Consider the following 21,041-nt stretch of genomic DNA (forward strand, 5'->3'; position numbering starts at 1 on the left):
AGGGCCTTCTGTCAGGCATTCTCTTTGTAGTACTGCGCCTGCGCCTGCCACAGTTTGAAATACTGCCCATTCTCTTCATGGATCAGTTCGTTATGCGATCCACTTTGGATCAGGTTGCCCTTATTGAACACAAGAATGCGATCACAGAAACGGCAGGAAGACAGGCGGTGTGAGATATAAATAGCCGTCTTATTACCGACAATCTCCTGGAATTTTGCGTATATCTCATATTCTGCAACGGGGTCCAGCGCAGCCGTTGGTTCGTCCAGAACAACGAACGGGGCATTTTTGTATAGAGCACGGGCGATAGCGATTTTCTGCGCTTCACCGCCGGAAATATCAACGCCGTCATCACCAACTTTATAGAGCGGTGTATCCAGCCCCTCCGGCATCCTTCTGATCCGATTGCCAACACCTGCCTCATCCAGACAGGCCATCGCACGTTCACGGTCATAATGCACATCGGTTGCGACATTCTGACCAGCAGAGAACGCGAAAAGCTGAAAATCCTGAAAGACGACAGAGAATAGGTTCAGGTATTCCTGATAATTATATTTCTGAATATTAATACCGTTAAGCAGAATTTCTCCTTCCTGTGGATCATAAAGGCGGGTCAGAAGTTTGATGAACGTCGTTTTTCCGGATCCATTTCTGCCGACTACCGCAAAGTGCTGGCCGATTTTCAGCTTGAGAGAGATGTTTTTCAGTGCCGGGGACTCCGCACCAGGATATGTGAAAGATACATTTCTGAACTCTATTTCATAATCATTATCCATCCGTTTCTCAACAGGCAGGGTCCCTTTATATTTTGGATTCGGGGTATCGAGAAAATCAAAATACAAATTGACGTAATCAATATTCTGCCAGCTGTCGGTCGCCGAAGTAATCAGTTCAGCAAAGCCTGTTGTAAATTGACTGATCGCTCCGACATACTGAACAACGGAACCGATACTGATCAGGCCGATCAGCGCCTTCATACCGACAAACAGATAGACAAAACCGGTGATGATTGAAGAAATAGCTGCATTAACCCCATAAAAGCGATTTTGTTTTTTTGATATATCATGTTCAAATAATTTCTGATTGCCTGTTATAAAGCGTTTATATGACTCACTGATGAGCGATTGCTGCTGGTAAATGCGGACGTCTTTTCCAAATTTATGATCTTCCATCAGGTCTGCATAAAAAGAGAAAATCCGATTGATCGGCATCACACGATCCATCCTTTTAAACGCCCATTTACTGAATCGGGCGTTTGACCAGACGGTGTATGCAGATGAAAGGATAATCATTCCCAGAAACAGTACCGAAAGCCATGGTGAGGCAATAAATGAATGAGAAACGTTTGAAGCAGGTGGAATAAAGACCGGAAAAGCAAGTATGATTGAGAACACTACGGTACATAAACTGGTCAGGAACCGTTCGGTCAGCTCTGGTAATTGCCAGATACCTCTTCTATGCATTTGACAGGCTTCATCAATTTTTTGTTTTCTTAAATGAAAGTCAGGCTTTTCCACATTTTCATAATCTGTACTGAGAATCAGTCCGTCCATTTCTATCTTTCCAAAATAATATAAACGATAATCGCCCTTGTCTTTGATCCGCTCCATGGCTTTCTGCAAAAGGAGGGCCGCCAGATTCAGAATGATAGCAGTACCAACTAAGAAAGCAAGCTTTGAGACGGAACGGGAGCCAAAGAGTTCATCGATAATCCGGGCCGTTATATAAATTGTAATGAATGGGCTGAATGATTTCAGCAGCGCTCCGGCTGCAGCCGCCGGGAGAAGGGAGGGGACCATCCGCTGAACAATCCCCATTCCCCTCCAGAGAATATGCCACCTGTCTTTAAGTGATGTTTTGTCCGTTGTCCGGTTCATAGGCGTTCACCCTCGTCTTTTAGTTCGTCAATGTGATCCCTGTAATAATGGCTTTGAATCGTGAACAGCCGGGTATATTTACCATTTTTCCTCATGAGTTCGTCGTGTGTCCCACTTTCCGCAATCTTTCCATCAGATAGGAAAATAATTTTGTCGCAGAAGCGGGTGCTGGACAATCTGTGGGAAATAAAGATGGATGTCCGGCCCGAAACAAGTTTTCCGTAACGCTGGTAGAGCTCGTCTTCGGCAATGGGGTCAAGAGCGGCTGTCGGCTCATCGAGTATTAAAAAGGGTGATTCCTTATACAATGCTCGCGCCAGCAGCAGTTTCTGAAGCTCTCCCCCGGAAAACTGCACCGCGCCTTCGTTCACTTCTTTAACCATCATCGTATTGACCCCATGAGTGAGGCCGTCTATTTTTTCTTTCAATCCGGAGAGCTCCAGGCAGCGGCCGACTCTATCCGGGTCAATAGTCTTACTTAACTGGGGCGCAATGTTCCGGGCAATGGAGACGGGCAGGATATGAATATCCTGAAAAACGGCAGTGAATAAACGATAATAATCATCCCTGTTGAAGGTGGTCATGTCTTTTCCATTGATGAGAATTCGTCCAGATGTCGGATGGTAAAAGCCGCAAAGTAATTTAATACAGGTGGTCTTTCCGGCACCGTTCATGCCGACAAGAGCTATTTTTTCGCCTTGTTCGATGTGCAGGCTGACATCATCCAATATCTTTCTTCCACTACCCGGATAAGAAAAAGAAACATGATCAAACGTGATGGAACATGGCCAGTGTCCCCTTTCCGGCAGAGGAATGCCTTTACCACGGTTGAAATGGTCTTTGAGGCCGAGATAATTACGGACATCACAGATTTCCAGACTCATATGTTTGACTTTCGACAAATAGTCCGTCAGTCCGGTCATCCATATAGAAAATCCAGTAATGGTACCAAAATAGAGCGTGAAATTCGCCACGGTCATCTGGCCGTTCAGTACAAGATAGAGCAGATAGGTATAGGCAACGCCATCCCGCAGGAAAGCCATCAGACCGACAGCGCCATCGGCAAAATAATGGCGAAGCCCGATACGATGCAGCCAGAGTGTCCGCTCTGCCATTAATCCTTGAAATCTCTGACCAAACCAATGGGTCATCCGGTAAAGCCGTAAATCTTTACCGGATGAGAAGTCATTGCATTTTTTAATCAGATAGTCCAGTTTCTTTTCAGTTGGCGTCCAATCGTCTTTGTGCTGATGTTCATAGTTCTGTGCATGATTGGCAAATAAAAGGCCGATGAAAGCCGTGCCCAGTAAAAAAGCGATCAAGAGGGGGTTCAGTGCGGTCAGTATCCCTCCATAAAGGGCGATGCCGAACAAATTAGCTGACAGCATAATTAATGCATTGATGATCGCTTCGGTACCGCTGCTGTTTGAGTAATTCGCCTGGAATGCTTTTTCTAATTTTTTCTGTCCTTCCGGACTCTCCAGGTTTTCATAATCTGTATCCATGATCTTCTCATAAATGAGGCCGAGGTAACGCATTCTGATTGATGTGACATTCCATCTGATCCAGGCTTCCAGTGATTGGCTGATTACGCTGCAAGCAATGATGCCCAGTGTTGCCACTCCAATGACAGTCGCGAACTGAAAAAGGCCCGCCTTTTCAGTCAGACTGTCAATCACCAGCTTCGGCATCAGAATTCCAAGAAAAGGAAGAAAAACAAGTGCCGGAATCCTGACAATGGAAAGAAAAAGTAATTTTCTGTTCCAGTGCCATACATTCTTGATCACGTAACCGATATTCTGTAAAGTGGAATATTCCGGTTTGTTTTTTGATCTCATCTGGCTCAACTCCTTGTTCTTCTAATGTAGCATCGGTTATTCAGTTATAAATAAAAAAGCGCACGAACGGTATCGATTCGCGCACGAATGGTTTATAAATTCACAGTGGCAACATAATCTCCGTCGCAAAGACGCCGGGTTCATTCTGTCGGTTAAGGTAGCCGCCGTACTTCCTGATGAGGGTGTCGATGCGTTTCAGACCGTATCCGTGTCCGCTGCCTTTCGTCGTAAGATACCGCCCGGTTCTGACTTTATTCAGTTCGCCGGCAGAATTGGTGACGGACAGGTATAGCTGCTGTTTGAACACGCCAATGTAGATTCGGATAAATCGGTCATTAATCCGCGGCACTTTTTCGCAGCCTTCCATTGCGTTGTCAAGCAGGTTGCCGATGATGCTGCACAGGTCACATTCATTGACCGTAAGGACGGCGGGGACCTGTGCTTTGGCGTTAACCCTGATTTTACGGGCAGCCATTAAGGAGAGTTTGCTGTTGAGGATGGCGTCCAGACGGATGTTTCCGGTCTTGATGACCGTATCCACGGTCTCCAGGTCGTTATCAAGCCTGTCCAGATAATCTTTCAGCTCATCCAGCTGGTTCATGGCCAGATGTGCTTTCATCGCCTGAATATGATTGTGATAGTCGTGCCGCCAGCCGCGCATTTTCATATAGATGTTCTGAACTTCTTCGTAGTGCTTGACCAAAAGATCATTCTGATAGCCGGCAACGCGTTGATCAATATGTTTAGAAATAGCCAGCCGAATAAAGAAATACAGGCCGTAAGCGAATGCGGCTATGCCGAGAGGGACCAACAACCACAGATAAATCATCTTCCAGACCCCCTGAAAAAATCAATAAAAGCCTGATTCGCCGCCTTATAGCGGCGTCTGCTCACCGGAATCTGCCTCCCGTTGTCGAGGATCATTTCATTCTTTCCAAATCTACGGATGAAACGTAAACCGACTAAATAGGAGCGATGCGGGCGGAAAAAGGTGCCGGGATCCAGCATTTTTTCAAGATTTTCGATACTCATATTTACTCGAAGGTGCTGATTCGTCGTCGTTATGTCCAGGGTATGGGCGAAGGCTTCCGCGCAGACGATCTCGTTCTGCGGGATCCGCTGCATTTCTCCGCCCGATTCAACCAGTATGACTTTCGGCTTGGTTTTGTTTCTCTTCGAAGCCCGATTGAGGCAGGAGTAGAGTTTCTCCTCTTTTACCGGCTTCATCAGATAATGCAGGGCTGAGACTTCATAACCCTCATCCATATAATCCGAGTAGCCGGTGATGAAAATGATGGCCAGTGATTCGTCGCATTTGCGGATGGTTCTGGCGAGCTCCATGCCGTTCAGCCCCGGCATCTGAATATCGAGGAGCAGTACGTCATAACTTTTATCTTTGCTCCAGGAAAAAAGAAAGGCCCCGGCGGATATGAAATTTTCAGTAATAACATGGATCCGGTTATTTGAAGCCCACTTGTTCACAAGAGAGGTCAGATAGTCACACTGCGTTTTGTCATCATCACAGATTGCAATTTTCATCATGGTCAGACTCCGAATATAAAGGATAAATCTATCATACCTTACGCGCACTGAATCAGCCAGGGGGCGGAGGATGGAAGAGAAGATCGGTCGGATGGCTGAGGAGGTATACCGTTTTTTATTAGATTCTCAGTGAGCATACTCGCCACTTCAGTGGTGAGATGAATCACTGAACCTGGACTCTATTTTGATTTAACCATGTGAAAATGGGGAAAACCCCATTCATGTGAATATAGTGAACAAAATATGAAACAATCGATCATAGATGATATGCTGTTTTTATTAGTAAGCGGGTAACAGGTCACGGATCCGCAAAATCCATTTTTGATATAGGGAGCGATGACATCGTGCTTACCGAACAGCTGACTATTACTGAATTGTTTCTGAAAATCAGACAGCGTCTGGACCGTGTTGAAGACACTATTTCTTATTTAAATGAACTATGTGATGCTATTGAGAAACGGGAATCGTTGCGGAAAGAAGCCTGATTTGTTGATGAATGTGAAAGATCGGAAAGGTATCCTTTCCGATCTTTTTCCGTATTAAACGCCCTGTTCCAGTCGCGTCAGCATCTGATCTCGAAAGGATGCATCCGATTTATTCCAGATGACTTCAAGCAGAACGCCGAGACCCGGGAGCATCTTTTCCTCACCCTTACGTATGGCGTCGACGATCGTCTCCTGAAGCTGTTCTTTGTTATCTCCGGACAGGTTATGCATCACGGCACGACGAATATCAAGATCCATTTTATTCTCTCCTTTCCTCAGGCATTCATTTCTGACAATATGGTATAGTATGGATAATGTCAGGCAGATTATGCAGACCAGAAGGAGTTCTTGTATTTGAGAAGAATGGTATCCATGCAAAATGAGAAAGTCAGACGGTGGAAAAAATTAAAATTGAAGAAATGGCGGGAACGTGAGCAGGCTTATTTGATTGAAGGGCCGCATCTTGTTCAGGAAGCCGCCCTGTCTGCCCGCCACTTATTAAATACAGTTCTAATTGATGAAGCGTTCCATCTTCCTGCGGACTGGCCGCTGGATGGCGTTGAGGTTTATCAGGTAACGCATAAAATTTTTACTGAGCTTTCCGATACTGAGAAGCCGCAGGGGATTATCGGGGTATGCAGGATGGCGCATCCTGATGTATCCATCGATCAGGGCCGTTACCTGCTGGTTGATGGTGTTCAGGATCCGGGGAATCTCGGTACTTTGATTCGAACCGCTGATGCGTTCGGGATCGACGCCGTGTTCTTAGGTGAAGGAACCGTAGACGGGTATAACAGCAAAACGCTGCGCTCAGCTCAGGGCTCACATTTTCATCTGCCGGTGCTTCATCAGAATCTTTTTCACGTGGTGGCGGAGTTGAAAGGGCAGGGCATCCCGGTGTACGGTTCCTCACTTCAGGGCGAAGATATGTCACAGAAGAAAGTTCGGGAAAAGCCTTTTGGACTGATTGTCGGAAATGAGGGGAATGGCGCAAGCCCCGAACTGCTTGCCGAAGCAGACCTGAAAGTGAAAATACCGATGGCCGGGCGCGCCGAATCGATGAATGTTGCCGTGGCGGCAGGTATTCTTCTGTACTGGCTGGACGTGGAAGGACTTGCACATTCAAAATAAAATGCCTATACTATCCATATGCAGCAAAAAAATGCAGGATATTTAATGAATCACATTTAAATAAAAAGCTATGATGGAGAGCAGTACTCCTGTACCGCCGCCCAGGGATAATGCGTCATCGACTGGAAGCGCGTTTGCGAAACGGACAGGACGAATTCACTCCGGAGCTGCCGTCTGAACGCTGATAAAGCCAAGGACGCGCCGGCTGATCGTCGTTACAGGATAGTTGAGTGGACAGTAGTTTTTACATTATTATTGTCAACAAGGGTGGTACCGCGACGCTTCGTCCCTTTTCAGGGACGGAGCGTTTTTTGTGCATCAGATACGAAAATACAGGAAGGGATGGAACAGAGCATGTTGAAGGACAAACTGATTGAACTGCGGAGAAAAGCACTGGACAGCATTTCATCTGCAGATAATCTGAAAAAGCTTCAGGAGATTCATATACGTTTTCTGGGGAAAAAAGGACCGATTACCGAAGTGCTGAAAGGAATGGGAAAGCTTTCGAAAGAAGAACGGTCGGTCGTCGGTCAGCTGGCGAATGATGTTCGTAAGGTGATCGCAGAAGGGATTGATCAAAAGAAAGCGGAAATTGAAAAAGCCCTTCTCGAACAGAAACTGGATCGGGAGAAAATTGACGTCACTCTGCCGGGAAGAAGGGTTCGGACAGGAGGGCATCATCTGTTGGCATCGGTGATCCGCGAAGTAGAGGATCTGTTTATCGGACTTGGATTCTCTGTAGCCGAAGGACCCGAAGTTGAAGAAGATTATTATAACTTCGAAGCACTGAATCTGCCCAAAGATCACCCGGCACGTGATATGCAGGATTCCTTTTATATTACCGATGAGATTCTGATGCGGACACATACCTCACCGATGCAGGCAAGAACGCTTGAGGCCCATAAAGGAAAAGGACCGGTAAAGATTATCTGTCCGGGCAAAGTATACCGCCGTGACACGGATGATGCGACGCACTCTCACCAGTTCATGCAGATTGAAGGTCTTTATGTTGACCACCATGTCAGGCTGAGCGATCTGAAAGGGGTACTTACCGTTTTTGCCAGGCATATATTCGGACCGGGACGGGAAATCCGGCTTCGCCCAAGCTTTTTCCCATTCACTGAACCCTCGGTGGAAATGGATATTTCCTGCTTCCGGTGCGGTGGACAGGGTTGCCCGGTCTGCAAAGGTACGGGCTGGATTGAAATCCTTGGCGCAGGCATGGTTCATCCGAATGTTCTCCGGATGTCGGGCTTTGACCCGGCAGCCTATACGGGTTTTGCTTTCGGTATGGGTCCGGAACGCATTGCCATGCTGAAATATGGCATTGAAGATATCAGACACTTTTACACAAACGACATCCGGTTTCTGAAACAATTCAAGAGGTCATGAGAGGGGAGTAACAGGAATATGCTGGTTTCTTATAAATGGTTAAACGATTATGTGGATCTTGACGGCATCAGTCCGGAAGAACTCGCCGACAGGATCACAAATTCAGGTATTGAGGTCGAACATCTGAGCTATCCGGGAAAGGGGCTAAAAGGGATTGTGGTTGGCAGGATTTTATCATGCGAACCACATCCTGAATCGGATCATCTGAAGCTGTGCCGGGTGGACATTGGCACAGAAACGGTTCAGATTGTCTGCGGTGCCCCGAATGTTGCTGCGGGCCAGAAGGTGCCGGTTGCAAAGGCCGGCGCACAGATTGGGGGAGATGTACAGATCGGGAAGACGGAATTTCGCGGCGAAGAATCTGACGGAATGATCTGCGCCCTGTCTGAACTGGGTATTGATGAAGCACTTGCTCCTCACGCGGAGGGCATTTTTGTATTTGATGAGGATGTACCGACAGGAGCTGATGCCCTGCCTTATCTGAATCTGGATGATGCGATCCTTGATCTGGATATTCTTGTCAACAGTGCCCACTGTATGAACATGATCGGGGTTGCGCATGAGGTCGCTGCCATACTCGATCGGCCGCTCCATATCAGCAAACCGGATCCGCATGAAACCGGCAAGGCGGCTGCTGATAAAATTTCCGTCACTGTAGAAACTGATGATTTGGTCCCTTATTACGGTGCACGTCTGATGGAGGGGATCACGGTTGGCCCGTCACCATGCTGGATGCAGCTCCGACTGATCGCCTCAGGTGTCCGCCCAATCAATAATGTGGTCGATATCGCAAATTATGTCATGATCGAGTACGGACAGCCACTGCACACCTTTGATCTTGATGCCTTTGGATCGGATCATGTGCTCGTCCGGCTCGCCAGGCAGAACGAAATCATGCAGACACTTGACAGCCAGAAGAGGAAACTGACTCCGAACGATATTGTGATCACAAACGGTAAGAAGGCGGAAGCTGTTGCCGGGGTGATGGGCGGAGAAAGTTCAGAAGTGACGTCATCAACGAAAAAGGTATTGCTTGAAGCGGCGGTTTTTGATCCCATGTCGATCAGAAAGACAGCGCAGCGTCTTCAAATGCGAACAGATGCGAGCAGCCGTTATGAAAAAGGCGTCGACAGAAACCGTGTGACTCTTGCCGCCGACCGGGCGGCAGAGCTCCTGACGCACTATGCTTCCGCGCACGTACTGAAAGGTATCGTGGAACAAGGAGCGCGAACCGTTCCGGAAACCGTCATTACGATGCGCTGGCAGAAAATCAATGATGTACTCGGCACTTCACTCTCACCCGGCCTCATAGAGGGTATATTGAAACGATTAGGATTTGGAATAGAAACAGAGGGAGAAATCATTCACGTGACCGTACCGACACGACGCTTTGATGTCTCCATCCCGGAAGATCTCATTGAAGAAGTCGGGAGGCTGTATGGCTATAATCGGATTCCAGCGACTCTTCCTGAAGGATCTTCAGTTCACGCCGGACTGACCGGTTACCAGAAACTCTGCCGGCGTACCGAACAATTCATGGAAAATGCAGGATTTTATCAGGCGTTTACTTACTCCCTGACAACGGCGGAACATGCTTCGGCTTTTTCCATAAATCATTCAGAAGAACAGCCGGTTAAAGTCATCTGGCCGATGAGTGAGGAACATGCCGTACTTCGGCAGAGCATCGTTCCACAGCTGCTGGACGTGGTTAAATATCATCTGAACCGTCAGATGCATGATGTTGCACTCTACGAAATGGGTAAAGTATTTTTGCCGAAACCGGGGCAAGCGCGCCCCGATGAAGAAGAACATCTGGCGGGCGCGATTACGGGTACGGTTTCTGAAAAAAGCTGGGAAGATGATGCACAATCTGCTGATTTCTTTACAGCAAAAGGGGTTGTTGAATCCTTATTCGATTCACTCGCCCTGTCGGAAAGCGTGACGTTTAAACCTGTAAAACGGCCCGGCATGCATCCCGGGCAGACGGCAGATATACTGCTGGATCAGAAAGTGATCGGTTATGTCGGCGCTATCCATCCTGAAGTCCAGAAAGATCTCGGCATTCGGGCAACCTATGTTTTCGAAATTGCGATTGAACAGATCCTGCGCCGTGAACAACCTGAGATCACTTATTCAGGGCTGCCGCGTTTCCCCTCTGTTTCCCGTGATATAGCTCTTGTCATGAAACGCTCTGTTCCTGCCGCGGATCTGTATCGGGTGATCCGCGAAAATGGCGGACCGCTTCTGCAGTCAATCAGGCTGTTTGATATTTATGAAGGCAGCCATGTCGCGGAAGATGAGAAATCCATGGCCTTCTCGCTTGTTTACTACGATCCGGAACGCACATTGACCGACGATGAAGTCAATAAAGTGCACGGGAAAATCATTGATGCTGTAGCGAAAGAATGCGGTGCAGAACTACGCGGATGACATCTGTTTCACAGCCGGTGCTCCTCTGAAAAGGGGGAAGCATCGGCTTTTTGCAGGGGTACGGTCATCTGACTATCCATGCCGGATGCATGAGTCCTTTTACCTTCTCTAATGATCCAGTTTCTGATATGATAAATACGAATAAAGCCGGTTTGTGATCTCCCCGTGTTTCAGAGAGTTCCAGACTGTCTATACTGATTCTGATTGTTATTTTTGAAAAGTGATACAGGAAAGATGGGATCATTTTATGCTACTGACAGTGATTATCCTGCTGCTTCTTGCTTCAGGATTTTTTATGGGATTCCGGCGCGGGCTCGTCCTTCAGCTTGTTCATCTGGCCGGTTTCATTATTGCTTATATTGTCGCCATTTTGTATTTTAAACAACTGGCACCGGTGCTGAAGTTCTGGATTCCGTTCCCTTCTTCTGCTGCCGACAGTGATATGTTCCGCATGTTCGGAGATGTTGATCTGCAGACTGCCTATTATCGGGCAATCGCCTTTGTCATCCTGTTTATCGGGACGAAAATTATTGTCTCTGTTTTCGGCCATATGCTTGATTTTCTGGCAGAACTTCCTCTGATTCGTTCAGTCAACCATTTATCGGGAGGGGTTCTTGGATTTGCAGAAATTTATCTCATTATTTTTCTGCTGCTTTATGCGGGAGCGCTGACACCGGTCGCGGGCATTCAGTCGGCCATTGACAGTTCTTCGCTTGCCGGGTCGATGATCGGACATACACCGGTTTTTTCAAAAATATTCAGGGAGTTGTGGGTGGCATTTGCTGAACTCCACTGACCAAGAGGGATAGTGATGAATAAAAAGCAGCTTATTGATCAACTGGACAGAATGGCTCTGTACATGGAAATACAGGGAGAAAATCCATTTAAAATTGCCGCTTATCGCCGGGCCGGGCAGGCACTGGAAACCGATCAGCGGTCTCTTTCAGGAATTGACGATTTCAGTAAAATCAAAGGAATCGGAGTCGCAATCGCTCAGGTGATAGAAGAACTGGTCGCGACGGGTAAGTCGGCCCGGCTGCAGACCCTTCAGGAAGAAACACCCCCAGGCCTGCTTGAACTTGTGGCTATTCCCGGGCTTGGTGGCAAAAAAATCGGAAAGTTGTATCGAGAGCTCGGTGTAACCGGTCCAATAGAACTCCGGAAAGCCTGTGAAAGCGGACAGGTTCGAGCGCTGACCGGATTCGGTGAAAAAACGGAAAGAAAATTGCTGAAAGCGATGAATGATATGAATCATCGTCCTGATATTTTACCGATCTCCTATATGGCCGACCTTGCCGGACAAATTGATAAGGTACTGACTCAGGTGGAGGAAATCGGCCGTTTTTCATGTGCGGGCAGTCTCCGCCGGGCAAAAGAATACATGAAAGATCTTGATTTTGTACTGGAGACAGAAACTCCTGATCAGGCGGCAGACCATGTGCTGGATGCCCTGCCCGTCCATGATGTCGTCGGTCGCGGGGAAGCAAAAATGACGGTGACACTCGAAGACAGATATCATACCTCGGTTGACTTTCGTTTTGCCTCCCCCGCTGCTTATATAACGACATTAAATCACTTTACCGGATCCAGGGAACATAACATTCTGATGCGCCATCTGGCTAAAGAACGTGACGAAAGAATCAGTGAGTACGGGGTAAAGACGGATACCGGAAAAATCCGCACTTTTTCCAGTGAAGCAGATTTCTACGGCCATTTCGGGCTGTATGAGATTCCCCCGGAGGTCAGGGAAGGGACGGAGGAAGTTGAGCGGGCCGGTCAGGCTCCGCTTGGTTTACTGAAACTGTCTGATATAAAAGGTGACCTGCATATGCACTCTGCCTGGAGTGACGGATCCTATACGATCCAGGAAATGGCTGAGGCAATGCGGGCAAAAGGATACGCCTATGCCTGTTTAACAGATCATTCAAAATCCCTGCGTGTGGCTTCCGGTTTATCCGAATACCGGCTCCTGAAACAACAGGAAGAAGTGGCCCGTGTTAATGCCCTTTTCAATGATTTTACCTTGTTTTCCGGAACAGAGATGGACATTCTGCCGGACGGAACTCTGGACTTCTCCGACGAGCTTTTAAAACAGCTGGACTTTGTGATTGCATCGATTCATACGGCTTTTTCGCAAAGCACGGATCAGATTATGAAACGGATGGAAGCAGCCTGTAACAATCCTTACGTCCGTCTGATCGCACACCCGACCGGCCGTTTGCTGGGCAAACGCCCCGGTTACGCTGCAGATGTCGACCGGCTGATCGACATGGCAGCAAAGACAGGCACCGTGCTGGAGCTGAACAGTAACCGCAGGCGGCTTGACTTGTCGGCGAAATGGGTAAGGAAAGCGCAGGCGGCAGGCGTACGCATTGCAATCGACACGGACAGCCATTCGAAAAAAATGATGGATGATATGGCACTTGGCGTCAGCACCGCCGTACGGGGATGGATTCGCCCGGAAACAGTCATCAATACCATGACAAAAGAAGAATTCACCACATTTATAAAAAACGGTAAAACCGTATGATCATCCTCATACTGGGAGATGCGTACCTTGAATGAACATGCTTTAAAATCTTTGGAGTATAACAAAATTAAACAACAGCTCATGAACTATACGGCGTCTTCGCTGGGAAAAAGCCGGATTGCGCAACTCAGGCCGTCCGGTGTTCAGGAGGAAGTGGAGAAACTTCAGGAAGAAACAGATGAAGGAGCAACTGTTCTGCGCTTAAAAGGTTCCGTGCCTTTTGGCGGGATCACAGATATTCGTCCGGCTCTGAAACGTTCAAAAATCGGTGGCATGCTTCAGGCAAAAGAACTGATCGATATTGCTGATACTGTTCGTGGTACACGGATCATGAAGAAATTCATTCTTGATCTGGTGGATGAGAAAGAGCTTGAACTGCCTGTCCTGTCCCGGCTTGCGGGTGAAATGAGCGTGCCCGGGGGACTGGAAAGGCGTATCCGGAGTGCGATAGACGACCAGGGGGGTGTCATGGACTCAGCCAGTCCGGCGCTCCGTCATATTCGCGCGCAGATCCGCACCTGTGACGGCCGCGTCAAGCAGAAGCTGGACAACATCGTCCGGTCCAGCGGCCGAATGCTGTCCGAAGCGATTATTACCATCCGCAACGACAGGCAGGTGATCCCGGTGAAACAGGAATACCGCGGGTCGTTTGGCGGAATCGTGCATGATCAGTCCGCTTCCGGAGCAACCTTTTTTATAGAACCGCAGGCCATTGTCGATCTGAATAATCAGTTAAGCGAAGCAAAAGCAAAAGAACGTCATGAGATTGAACGTATCCTGCGCGTGCTCACGGGTGAAGCAGCTGAATCTGCAGATGAGATGCTGGAGGATGTTGAACGGCTTGCCCGTCTGGACTTTATTTTTGCGAAGGCGTCATATGGTCATCAGATGAGGGGGACACGACCGAAACTCAATGACAGTGGACAGATCAGATTAAAAAAAGCCCGTCATCCTCTGATTCCGGCTGACCGCGTCGTGCCGATTGATGTTATTTTTGATGAACACACGCATGCTCTGATTATTACCGGACCGAATACAGGCGGCAAGACGGTATCCCTGAAAACCACGGGGCTGATCACATTAATGGCACAATCCGGGTTACAGATTCCTGCGGATGAAGGATCTGAAGTCAGTGTTTTTCGGAAAATATTTGCTGATATCGGTGATGAACAGTCGATCGAGCAGAGTCTCAGTACGTTCTCCTCGCATATGACGAACATTGTCGATATCTTAAAAGAACTGGATGATCAAAGTCTGGTGCTTTTTGATGAACTGGGCGCGGGAACAGATCCTCAGGAAGGGGCAGCTTTGTCCATTGCCATTCTGGATGCAGCCCTCGGCCGCGGCGCAACGATCGTCTGTACCACGCATTACAGTGAACTGAAAGCATACGCCTATGAACGCCAGGGTGTGGTGAATGCCAGTGTTGAATTTAATGTTGAAACCCTTAGTCCGACCTATCGGCTGCTTCTGGGCGTACCGGGGCGAAGTAATGCCTTTGAAATTTCAAAAAAGCTTGGACTGCCAGGCGAAATTATTGACGAAGCGCGAGAGAGAATCAGCCAGGAAACCAACCAGATTGATAAAATGATTGCGTCACTGGAGAAGAATCGCAAGATGGCAGAGAAGGAAGAAGAGAACGCGCACCGGCTCAGGCTGGAAGCAGAGGAGAAAACCTCTGAACTGAACAGGAAACTCAAAGAACTGGATCGTAATAAAGAACAGATTCTGAACAAGGCCAGAGAAAAAGCCGAACGTTCACTGAAAAATGCGCGATATGAGGCAGAAGAAATTATCGAGGAACTCAGGCAATTCAAGCAAAAAGGAGGAGCCAGGCAGCACCAGATCATTGATGCAAAAACGCGTCTTTCCCATGCTATGGATGCTCTGGATGAGCCGGAAAAACGCACGTCGCACCCAATCCGCGTGAAGAAACATAATGAAGCATTTGCTGCCGGCGATCACGTCAGGATTCTCAGTTTCGGTCAGGAGGGTTACATTGTCGAAAAGATAAACAGCCGGGAATACCTGGTGCAGGCAGGTATTTTGAAGATGAACGTTGCAGCAGATGATCTGAAAAAAATCAAAGAAGAAAAAAAGGTGACCCCTGTTGTCAATGTCAGAACCGCCGGGGACACCGTGAAGCCGGAGCTGGACCTGCGCGGGGCACGATATGAAGAGGCCATGCGGAAAGTGGAGAAATACCTGGACGAGGCCATGCTGGCCGGTTATCCACGTGTTTCAATCATTCACGGGAAAGGAACCGGCGCGTTGAGAAAGGGTGTCGCCCGACTGGTTGAAGGTAATACACGGATTAAGAATGCACGCCTGGGCAGTCAGGGCGAAGGCGGCAGTGGCGTGACCGTTGTCGAGTTTAAATAGTGTAAATACCCGTAAGCTGAATAATGGCATAACCTGCCCGGAGATGCTATACTTTGTGGAAGAATGAACTAAGGAGGTTTTTTTGAATGGCTATCAGTCAGGTAACAGACGCAAATTTTGCGGATGAAACGTCTAAAGGACTTGTACTGGCCGATTTTTGGGCTACATGGTGCGGACCATGCAAAATGATGGCTCCGGTTCTTGAAGAAGTGGATTCTGAATTAGCAGATAAGGTGAAAATCGTTAAACTGGATGTCGACAAAAATCAGTCGACTGCAAGCAAGTATGGCGTCATGAGCATTCCGACCATGTTCCTGTTCAAGGATGGCGAAATTGCGGATAAGATCGTCGGCTTCACACCTAAAGAAGCATTGGTTGACCGGATTAACGAGCATGTCGGCTGATTGTTTTATTCTGACAAAGATTCATTAAAAAGGGCTGTCCGGCAGGATAGCTCTTTTTTCATTGCCCGGACAGTTGATTGTCTGGCGCTTGTGACTAATAATAAAAACGGTCTGTATGAATGATTGTAAAGGATGTACACGTTATGGAAAACAGGAAAATAAAAGAAAAACTCAGTCTACTTCCCAAACAGCCCGGCTGCTACCTGATGAAGAATGCCCGCGGTGAAATCATCTATGTCGGAAAGGCAAAAAATCTTTTCAACCGGGTCCATTCGTATTTCAGCGGGTCGCATGATGCTAAAACGCAGCGCCTGGTGGCGGACATTGCCGATTTTGAATACATCGTTGTTTCGTCAGAAATTGAGTCTTTATTGCTTGAGATCAACTTAATAAAGAAACACGAACCCCACTACAACATCATGTTAAAGGATGACAAAAGTTATCCCTACATCAAATTAACGTCTGAAAAATATCCGCGTCTGATTATTACCAGGAAAGTGAACCGGAGAAGCGGCAAATATTTTGGCCCCTATCCCAACGTGACCGCGGCGAATGAAACCAAGCGGCTGCTTGACCGACTCTATCCACTTCGCAAGTGTCACATTATGCCAAAAAGAGTATGTCTGTATTATCACATTGGCCAGTGTCTCGCTCCCTGTGTGAATGATATTCCCGCCAGCACCTACCGGAAAATGTCGGAGGATATTACCCATTTTCTGAACGGTGGAGGCTATCGGGATGTGAAACGGGAACTGAAAAAAAAGATGATGGAAGCAGCAGATAAGCTGAATTTCGAAAAAGCAAAAGAACTCCGTGATCAGATCCGAAGTATTGAAACGGTGATGGAGAAACAGAAGATTATATTGAACGACATGGATGACCGTGATATATTCGGCTATGCTTATGATAAAGGCTGGATGTGTGTGCAGGTATTCTTCATGCGCCAGGGAAAGCTGATCGAACGGGCGGTATCCATGTTTCCTTTTTATCAGGAACCGGAAGAAGATTTCCTGACTTTTATGGGTCAGTTCTACTCTCGTCAGAATCATATCAAGCCGAAGGAAGTCCTTATACCGGATCGTGTCAACCGCGATCTTGCCGAACAGATGCTGGGTATTACGGTCCTTCAGCCTCAGCGCGGGCGGAAGAAGGATCTTGTGCAAATGGCAGTCAAGAACGGCCAGATTGCGTTACGGGAGAAATTCGCATTAATTGAAAAAGACGAGAAGCGGACGACCGGAGCGGTAGAACAGCTTGGTGAAGCACTTGACATGCCGGCACCGCATCGAATCGAAACCTTTGACAATTCCAATATTCAGGGTGCGGATCCGGTATCGGCCATGGTCGTTTTTGAAGACGGACGTCCAAAGAAAAGTGATTACCGCAAGTATCGGGTAAAGACGGTCCATGGTCCGGATGATTACGCAACCATGAAAGAAGTGGTGCGTCGCCGCTATACCCGTCTGCTGAAGGAAGGAGCGGTGCTTCCGGATCTGATTCTGATCGATGGGGGAAAAGGCCAGTTATCAGCAGCCATCGATGTGCTCGAAAATGAATTTGGCCTTTATATCCCGGTTTGCGGACTGGCCAAGGATGACCGGCACAGAACAGCCCAGCTGGTTGCCGGAGAGCCTCCCGTGATTGTTCCGCTTGCCCGTAACAGCCAGGCTTTCTATCTGCTGCAGCGGATTCAGGATGAAGTACACCGCTTCGCGATTACATTTCATCGTCATGTACGTCAGAAAGAAATGCTGCACTCCGTCCTGGACGATATTCCGGGGGTGGGCAGGCAGCGTAAAAGGACTTTACTGCGCAAGTTCGGATCAATAAAAAAAATCCGTGAAGCAAGCAGTGAAGAACTGAAGGAAGCCGGTCTGCCGCAGAAAGTAGCGGAGTCCGTAAAAAAATATCTGGACAACTCCGACTGAAAGTGTTTGTTTCAGAACTTTTATTTTGTTATACTTTAGAAAAGTACAGTATTTTTGCGGAATAAGAATCAGAAAAACTGAGGCTCTGGCGGCGCCAGTGGATGTGTTTTTCTTTATTCACTTAAATTCATATTTCTAATGTGATAGAGGCGCAGATTCCATGAATAGGCAGTATGAGAAGGATGAAATTCGATGAGTACTGCGGGAAAGGGGAATCTGCCGAAGCCGGTCCGGTTCATCGCGGATTTGTGCTGGATCTGTATTGAACAAATGCAGGGCTGTCATACTTTTCGGGTGTGGAGAACTATCTCAGCATGTTGTGGAAAAACAGTTCAGCAGCGGGAGATTCTCGCTGCTTTTTGTCATCCGGGGAAAATACCGGCAGAAAGTTTCGGATCCCGGAAAGGGTATAAAGAACAGCGCAGACAAGCCGTGATCATATAAAGGAGCGAGTGACGAGTGGCTTTATTAGTAATGAAATTCGGCGGGACGTCGGTAGCGACAGTTGAGCGTCTCCGAAGGGCAGCAGACAGAATTATTCAGGAGAAAGAGGCGGGAAACCAGATCATTGTTGTGGTTTCTGCAATGGGCGGAACAACGGATGACCTGCTTGCAAAAGCGAAACAGATTTCAAATCATCCATCAAAACGGGAAACGGACGTACTCTTGTCTACAGGAGAACAGGTCACAATTGCTCTCTTATCTATGGTACTCATTGAAAAAGGGTATGAGGCCGTTTCTTTCACAGGCTGGCAGGCAGGTATAAGGACGGAAGCGAGTTATGGGCGTGCCCGGATTTCTGCTATCGATACCTCACTGATCCGTCCCTGTCTCAGGCAGGGAGTCATTGTCGTTGTCGCAGGTTTTCAGGGGATGACAGAGTCCGGAGACATCACAACGCTTGGCAGAGGAGGATCCGACACCTCAGCTGTAGCGCTGGCTGCGGCTTTCGGTGCTTCAAGGTGTGACATTTATACAGACGTCACCGGCGTATTCACAACAGATCCCCGTTATGTAGACCAGGCGAGAAAACTGCGGGAAATCAGCTACGATGAAATGCTGGAGCTAGCCTATCTCGGTGCAGGTGTCCTGCATCCCCGCGCTGTAGAATATGCTAAGGATAATCATATTGAGCTGGTTGTCCGTTCCTCGTTTTCCAATGAACCGGGAACTGTGATAAAGGAGGAAGTCGGGATGGAGAAAACCAAATTGGTCAGAGGTCTGGCCTTTGAGAAAAATGTCAGTAAGGTTACACTTCTTGGTCTGTCAAATTCTGTGAGTGCTGTTTCACGGGTTTTCGATGTCATTGCGTCAAAACAGATCAGTATTGATGTTATTGTTCAGAATGTACTTGATGAGGCACAAACAAACCTTTCCTTTACAGTAGACAGGGATTTGCTGGATGAGACACTGGACGTTCTGCGGACTCACGAGAAGGACCTTGAATTTAACCGGCTGATTTTCGAATCGGGTCTTGCTAAAGTGTCCATCGTCGGCTCTGGCATGGCATCGAATCCCGGGGTTGCCGCGGAGATGTTTCATACCCTGGCAAAGGAAAAAATAAAGGTAAAAATGATCAGTACGTCTGAAATCAAGGTTTCAACAATTATTGATGAAGAAAAGCTGCCTGCAGCACTGGACACGCTGCACGAGACGTTCCATCTTGCGGAAGAGGAATCGAACAGCTTCCGGCCGGGGAATTAATCAATCCGTATTGAAAAAGGTTTCGGCAGGACGTCTCCTCCGAAACCTTTTTCATTACCCGGGCGTTATTTTGATGACTGATTGGCAGGTACAGGGTCTGACGCATCCCACCTAATATGGAAGATAACTTTTTTATTTTTTCCCGTTTTAATTTCTGTAACAGCTTCTGCAATAAAACCGTATATTTGCTGGATCTGTTCTGCAATGAATCCGGCTTCAAGGGAAAACAGAGCCGAATCCTGATCTTCCTTGATTTGATAATCGATAAGTGAGGAACGGCATTCAAAATCCATTTTTTTTCTGCTTTTATCCACTAGCTTCAGCGTTCCCCATCCAGCCTGCTCGAAGAACAATGGGATTTTCTCCTCACTCCCGGCTGGATAAAGGCGCGCCAGTTTGCGCCCCGACCAGTAGAGAATTGATGCGGATTCTTTACCGAGCAATTCGGGAATCAGCTGATTTCTGATTAATTCGTAACCGAAAGCCGGAACAGTGGCATCGCCGAACTGCTCCGGCTGCGGACAGGTTTCACGTCTCGTCATCTTTCCATCCCTCCAATAGTATTATAACTTTTTTTACTTCTGTTCACTATGAGAATATTATAGATAACGCTTACATTATGGATTGACTGTGCAAAATTCGAGGTTTACAATAAATCTGTGACAGATTGTAGTATTTTTTGATCAGCTAGTCTTACTACAATTCGGGTTAAATAAAATTTAAAGCGGTAACAATTCACTTGGAGGGGGAGAGGAAACATGGCTTTGGCTGATCATGAGTATGCCAGACACCGTTGGCATTCTCTGCTTGGCGTGGTTCCTGTCGGGTTATTTCTGGTTGTGCATCTGACTGTCAATTATCAGGCAACAAAGGGGCCTGGTGCGTTCAACAATGCCGCGGCGTTTATGGAGAGTTTGCCGTACCTGCTGTTTATGGAGATCGTGCTGATTTATCTGCCGATTCTGTTCCATGCTATTTACGGCATCTATATTGCTTTTACCGCAAAAAGCAATGTCAGAAACTTCGGGTTTTTAAGAAACTGGATGTTCCTGCTGCAAAGATTATCGGGTTTATTTCTGGTCATCTTTATCGCATGGCATGTCTGGGAGACGCGGGTCGCCATGGCTTTAGGCACGCCGCTTAATTTTGACTTAATGGCAAATGTTCTGGGTAATACAGGTATTATCGTGTTTTATATTATCGGCATTTTGAGTGCTGTGTTCCATTTCTCAAATGGACTTTGGTCGTTCTGTGTCCATTGGGGAATACTTGTTTCTCCCAAATCTCAGAGATTCGGTACCTATGCAGCGCTTGTTATTTTTGTCCTGCTGGGTTACGTGGGCGTCCGCGCACTGTTCGCATTCATCTAAACTATCTGACTACCAAATGAAAAGGAGT

The 21,041-nt window shown here is 47.5% G+C and carries 17 protein-coding genes, 1 riboswitch and 1 other annotated feature; of the genes, 11 read left to right on the forward strand and 6 right to left on the reverse strand.

Annotation, left to right across the window (positions count from 1 at the left end; translation table 11 throughout):
* Positions 1 to 11: 11 nt before the first annotated feature.
* From EWH91_RS01165 to EWH91_RS01180, 4 genes are all read right to left on the reverse strand, one after another.
* Positions 12 to 1,877, reverse strand: coding sequence for an ABC transporter ATP-binding protein (locus tag EWH91_RS01165; protein WP_129928171.1), 1,866 nt, complete (start codon positions 1,875 to 1,877; stop codon positions 12 to 14).
* Positions 1,874 to 3,715, reverse strand: coding sequence for an ABC transporter ATP-binding protein (locus EWH91_RS01170; protein WP_129928173.1), 1,842 nt, complete (start codon positions 3,713 to 3,715; stop codon positions 1,874 to 1,876). Before EWH91_RS01170 ends, EWH91_RS01165 begins: the two co-directional genes overlap by 4 nt.
* Positions 3,716 to 3,815: 100 nt before the next feature.
* Positions 3,816 to 4,544, reverse strand: a complete 729-nt coding sequence (locus tag EWH91_RS01175) for a sensor histidine kinase (RefSeq protein WP_206184239.1) — start codon at positions 4,542 to 4,544, stop codon at positions 3,816 to 3,818.
* On the reverse strand, positions 4,541 to 5,257 hold the full coding sequence (locus tag EWH91_RS01180) for a LytR/AlgR family response regulator transcription factor (RefSeq protein WP_129928175.1): 717 nt from the start codon (positions 5,255 to 5,257) through the stop codon (positions 4,541 to 4,543). Before EWH91_RS01180 ends, EWH91_RS01175 begins: the two co-directional genes overlap by 4 nt.
* Positions 5,258 to 5,601: 344 nt before the next feature.
* Between EWH91_RS01180 and EWH91_RS14390 the strand changes: the two genes are divergently transcribed.
* On the forward strand, positions 5,602 to 5,742 hold the full coding sequence (locus EWH91_RS14390; RefSeq protein ID WP_165364203.1) for a hypothetical protein: 141 nt from the start codon (positions 5,602 to 5,604) through the stop codon (positions 5,740 to 5,742).
* A 54-nt stretch (positions 5,743 to 5,796) separates the two neighbouring features.
* On the opposite strand, the gene sspI is transcribed toward EWH91_RS14390, so the two are convergent.
* Entirely contained in the window at positions 5,797 to 6,000 is a 204-nt protein-coding gene (gene sspI, locus EWH91_RS01185) for a small acid-soluble spore protein SspI (RefSeq protein ID WP_129928177.1), read from the reverse strand.
* Positions 6,001 to 6,105: 105 nt separating this feature from the next.
* On the opposite strand from sspI, the gene EWH91_RS01190 reads away from it, so the two are divergent.
* The 9 genes from EWH91_RS01190 (at position 6,106) to EWH91_RS01230 (ending at position 19,643) form a co-directional block, all read left to right on the forward strand.
* Entirely contained in the window at positions 6,106 to 6,873 is a 768-nt protein-coding gene (locus EWH91_RS01190) for a TrmH family RNA methyltransferase (protein ID WP_129928320.1), read from the forward strand.
* Positions 6,874 to 6,934: 61 nt separating this feature from the next.
* Positions 6,935 to 7,167, forward strand: a binding site (T-box leader).
* A 63-nt stretch (positions 7,168 to 7,230) separates the two neighbouring features.
* Entirely contained in the window at positions 7,231 to 8,265 is a 1,035-nt protein-coding gene (pheS, locus tag EWH91_RS01195) for a phenylalanine--tRNA ligase subunit alpha (RefSeq protein WP_129928321.1), read from the forward strand.
* 18 nt (positions 8,266 to 8,283) lie between these two features.
* A complete protein-coding gene (pheT, locus tag EWH91_RS01200) occupies positions 8,284 to 10,695 on the forward strand; it encodes a phenylalanine--tRNA ligase subunit beta (protein WP_129928179.1) in 2,412 nt (803 codons plus the stop codon).
* Positions 10,696 to 10,942: 247 nt separating this feature from the next.
* The gene (locus EWH91_RS01205; protein WP_129928181.1) at positions 10,943 to 11,491 is read left to right on the forward strand and encodes a CvpA family protein; all 549 of its coding nucleotides are present in this window, start codon (positions 10,943 to 10,945) and stop codon (positions 11,489 to 11,491) included.
* Positions 11,492 to 11,506: 15 nt separating this feature from the next.
* Positions 11,507 to 13,225 (forward strand): DNA polymerase/3'-5' exonuclease PolX, encoded by a 1,719-nt coding sequence (gene polX, locus EWH91_RS01210; protein WP_129928183.1) that lies wholly within the window; start codon positions 11,507 to 11,509, stop codon positions 13,223 to 13,225.
* A gap of 27 nt (positions 13,226 to 13,252) precedes the next feature.
* The gene (locus EWH91_RS01215) at positions 13,253 to 15,607 is read left to right on the forward strand and encodes an endonuclease MutS2 (RefSeq protein WP_129928184.1); all 2,355 of its coding nucleotides are present in this window, start codon (positions 13,253 to 13,255) and stop codon (positions 15,605 to 15,607) included.
* An 86-nt stretch (positions 15,608 to 15,693) separates the two neighbouring features.
* On the forward strand, positions 15,694 to 16,011 hold the full coding sequence (trxA, locus tag EWH91_RS01220) for a thioredoxin (protein ID WP_129928185.1): 318 nt from the start codon (positions 15,694 to 15,696) through the stop codon (positions 16,009 to 16,011).
* 143 nt (positions 16,012 to 16,154) lie between these two features.
* Complete coding sequence (gene uvrC, locus EWH91_RS01225) at positions 16,155 to 17,939, forward strand: excinuclease ABC subunit UvrC (protein WP_129928186.1); 1,785 nt, start codon at positions 16,155 to 16,157, stop codon at positions 17,937 to 17,939.
* Between the two features lie 136 nt (positions 17,940 to 18,075).
* A riboswitch (Lysine riboswitch) is annotated at positions 18,076 to 18,254 on the forward strand.
* Positions 18,255 to 18,398: 144 nt separating this feature from the next.
* A complete protein-coding gene (locus EWH91_RS01230; protein WP_129928187.1) occupies positions 18,399 to 19,643 on the forward strand; it encodes an aspartate kinase in 1,245 nt (414 codons plus the stop codon).
* A 65-nt stretch (positions 19,644 to 19,708) separates the two neighbouring features.
* Here EWH91_RS01230 and EWH91_RS01235 read toward each other — a convergent pair whose 3' ends face one another.
* Entirely contained in the window at positions 19,709 to 20,185 is a 477-nt protein-coding gene (locus EWH91_RS01235) for a YslB family protein (protein WP_129928188.1), read from the reverse strand.
* 216 nt (positions 20,186 to 20,401) lie between these two features.
* Between EWH91_RS01235 and EWH91_RS01240 the strand changes: the two genes are divergently transcribed.
* Positions 20,402 to 21,013, forward strand: a complete 612-nt coding sequence (locus tag EWH91_RS01240) for a succinate dehydrogenase cytochrome b558 subunit (RefSeq protein WP_165364204.1) — start codon at positions 20,402 to 20,404, stop codon at positions 21,011 to 21,013.
* Positions 21,014 to 21,041 lie beyond the last annotated feature (28 nt).

Source organism: Sporolactobacillus sp. THM19-2 (genome assembly GCF_004153195.1).
In the GTDB taxonomy this organism is placed as follows: Bacteria; Bacillota; Bacilli; order Bacillales; family Sporolactobacillaceae; genus Sporolactobacillus.

What these genes read in the sequence shown, in the direction of transcription:
- EWH91_RS01165 (WP_129928171.1), bottom strand. Translation starts at nt 1,877, where the DNA reads ATGAACCGGACAACGGACAAAACATCACTTAAAGACAGGTGGCATATT.
- EWH91_RS01170 (WP_129928173.1), bottom strand. Translation starts at nt 3,715, where the DNA reads ATGAGATCAAAAAACAAACCGGAATATTCCACTTTACAGAATATCGGT.
- EWH91_RS01175 (WP_206184239.1), bottom strand. Translation starts at nt 4,544, where the DNA reads ATGATTTATCTGTGGTTGTTGGTCCCTCTCGGCATAGCCGCATTCGCT.
- EWH91_RS01180 (WP_129928175.1), bottom strand. Translation starts at nt 5,257, where the DNA reads ATGATGAAAATTGCAATCTGTGATGATGACAAAACGCAGTGTGACTAT.
- sspI (WP_129928177.1), bottom strand. Translation starts at nt 6,000, where the DNA reads ATGGATCTTGATATTCGTCGTGCCGTGATGCATAACCTGTCCGGAGAT.
- EWH91_RS01190 (WP_129928320.1), top strand. Translation starts at nt 6,106, where the DNA reads ATGGTATCCATGCAAAATGAGAAAGTCAGACGGTGGAAAAAATTAAAA.
- pheT (WP_129928179.1), top strand. Translation starts at nt 8,284, where the DNA reads ATGCTGGTTTCTTATAAATGGTTAAACGATTATGTGGATCTTGACGGC.
- EWH91_RS01205 (WP_129928181.1), top strand. Translation starts at nt 10,943, where the DNA reads ATGCTACTGACAGTGATTATCCTGCTGCTTCTTGCTTCAGGATTTTTT.
- polX (WP_129928183.1), top strand. Translation starts at nt 11,507, where the DNA reads ATGAATAAAAAGCAGCTTATTGATCAACTGGACAGAATGGCTCTGTAC.
- trxA (WP_129928185.1), top strand. Translation starts at nt 15,694, where the DNA reads ATGGCTATCAGTCAGGTAACAGACGCAAATTTTGCGGATGAAACGTCT.
- uvrC (WP_129928186.1), top strand. Translation starts at nt 16,155, where the DNA reads ATGGAAAACAGGAAAATAAAAGAAAAACTCAGTCTACTTCCCAAACAG.
- EWH91_RS01235 (WP_129928188.1), bottom strand. Translation starts at nt 20,185, where the DNA reads ATGACGAGACGTGAAACCTGTCCGCAGCCGGAGCAGTTCGGCGATGCC.
- EWH91_RS01240 (WP_165364204.1), top strand. Translation starts at nt 20,402, where the DNA reads ATGGCTTTGGCTGATCATGAGTATGCCAGACACCGTTGGCATTCTCTG.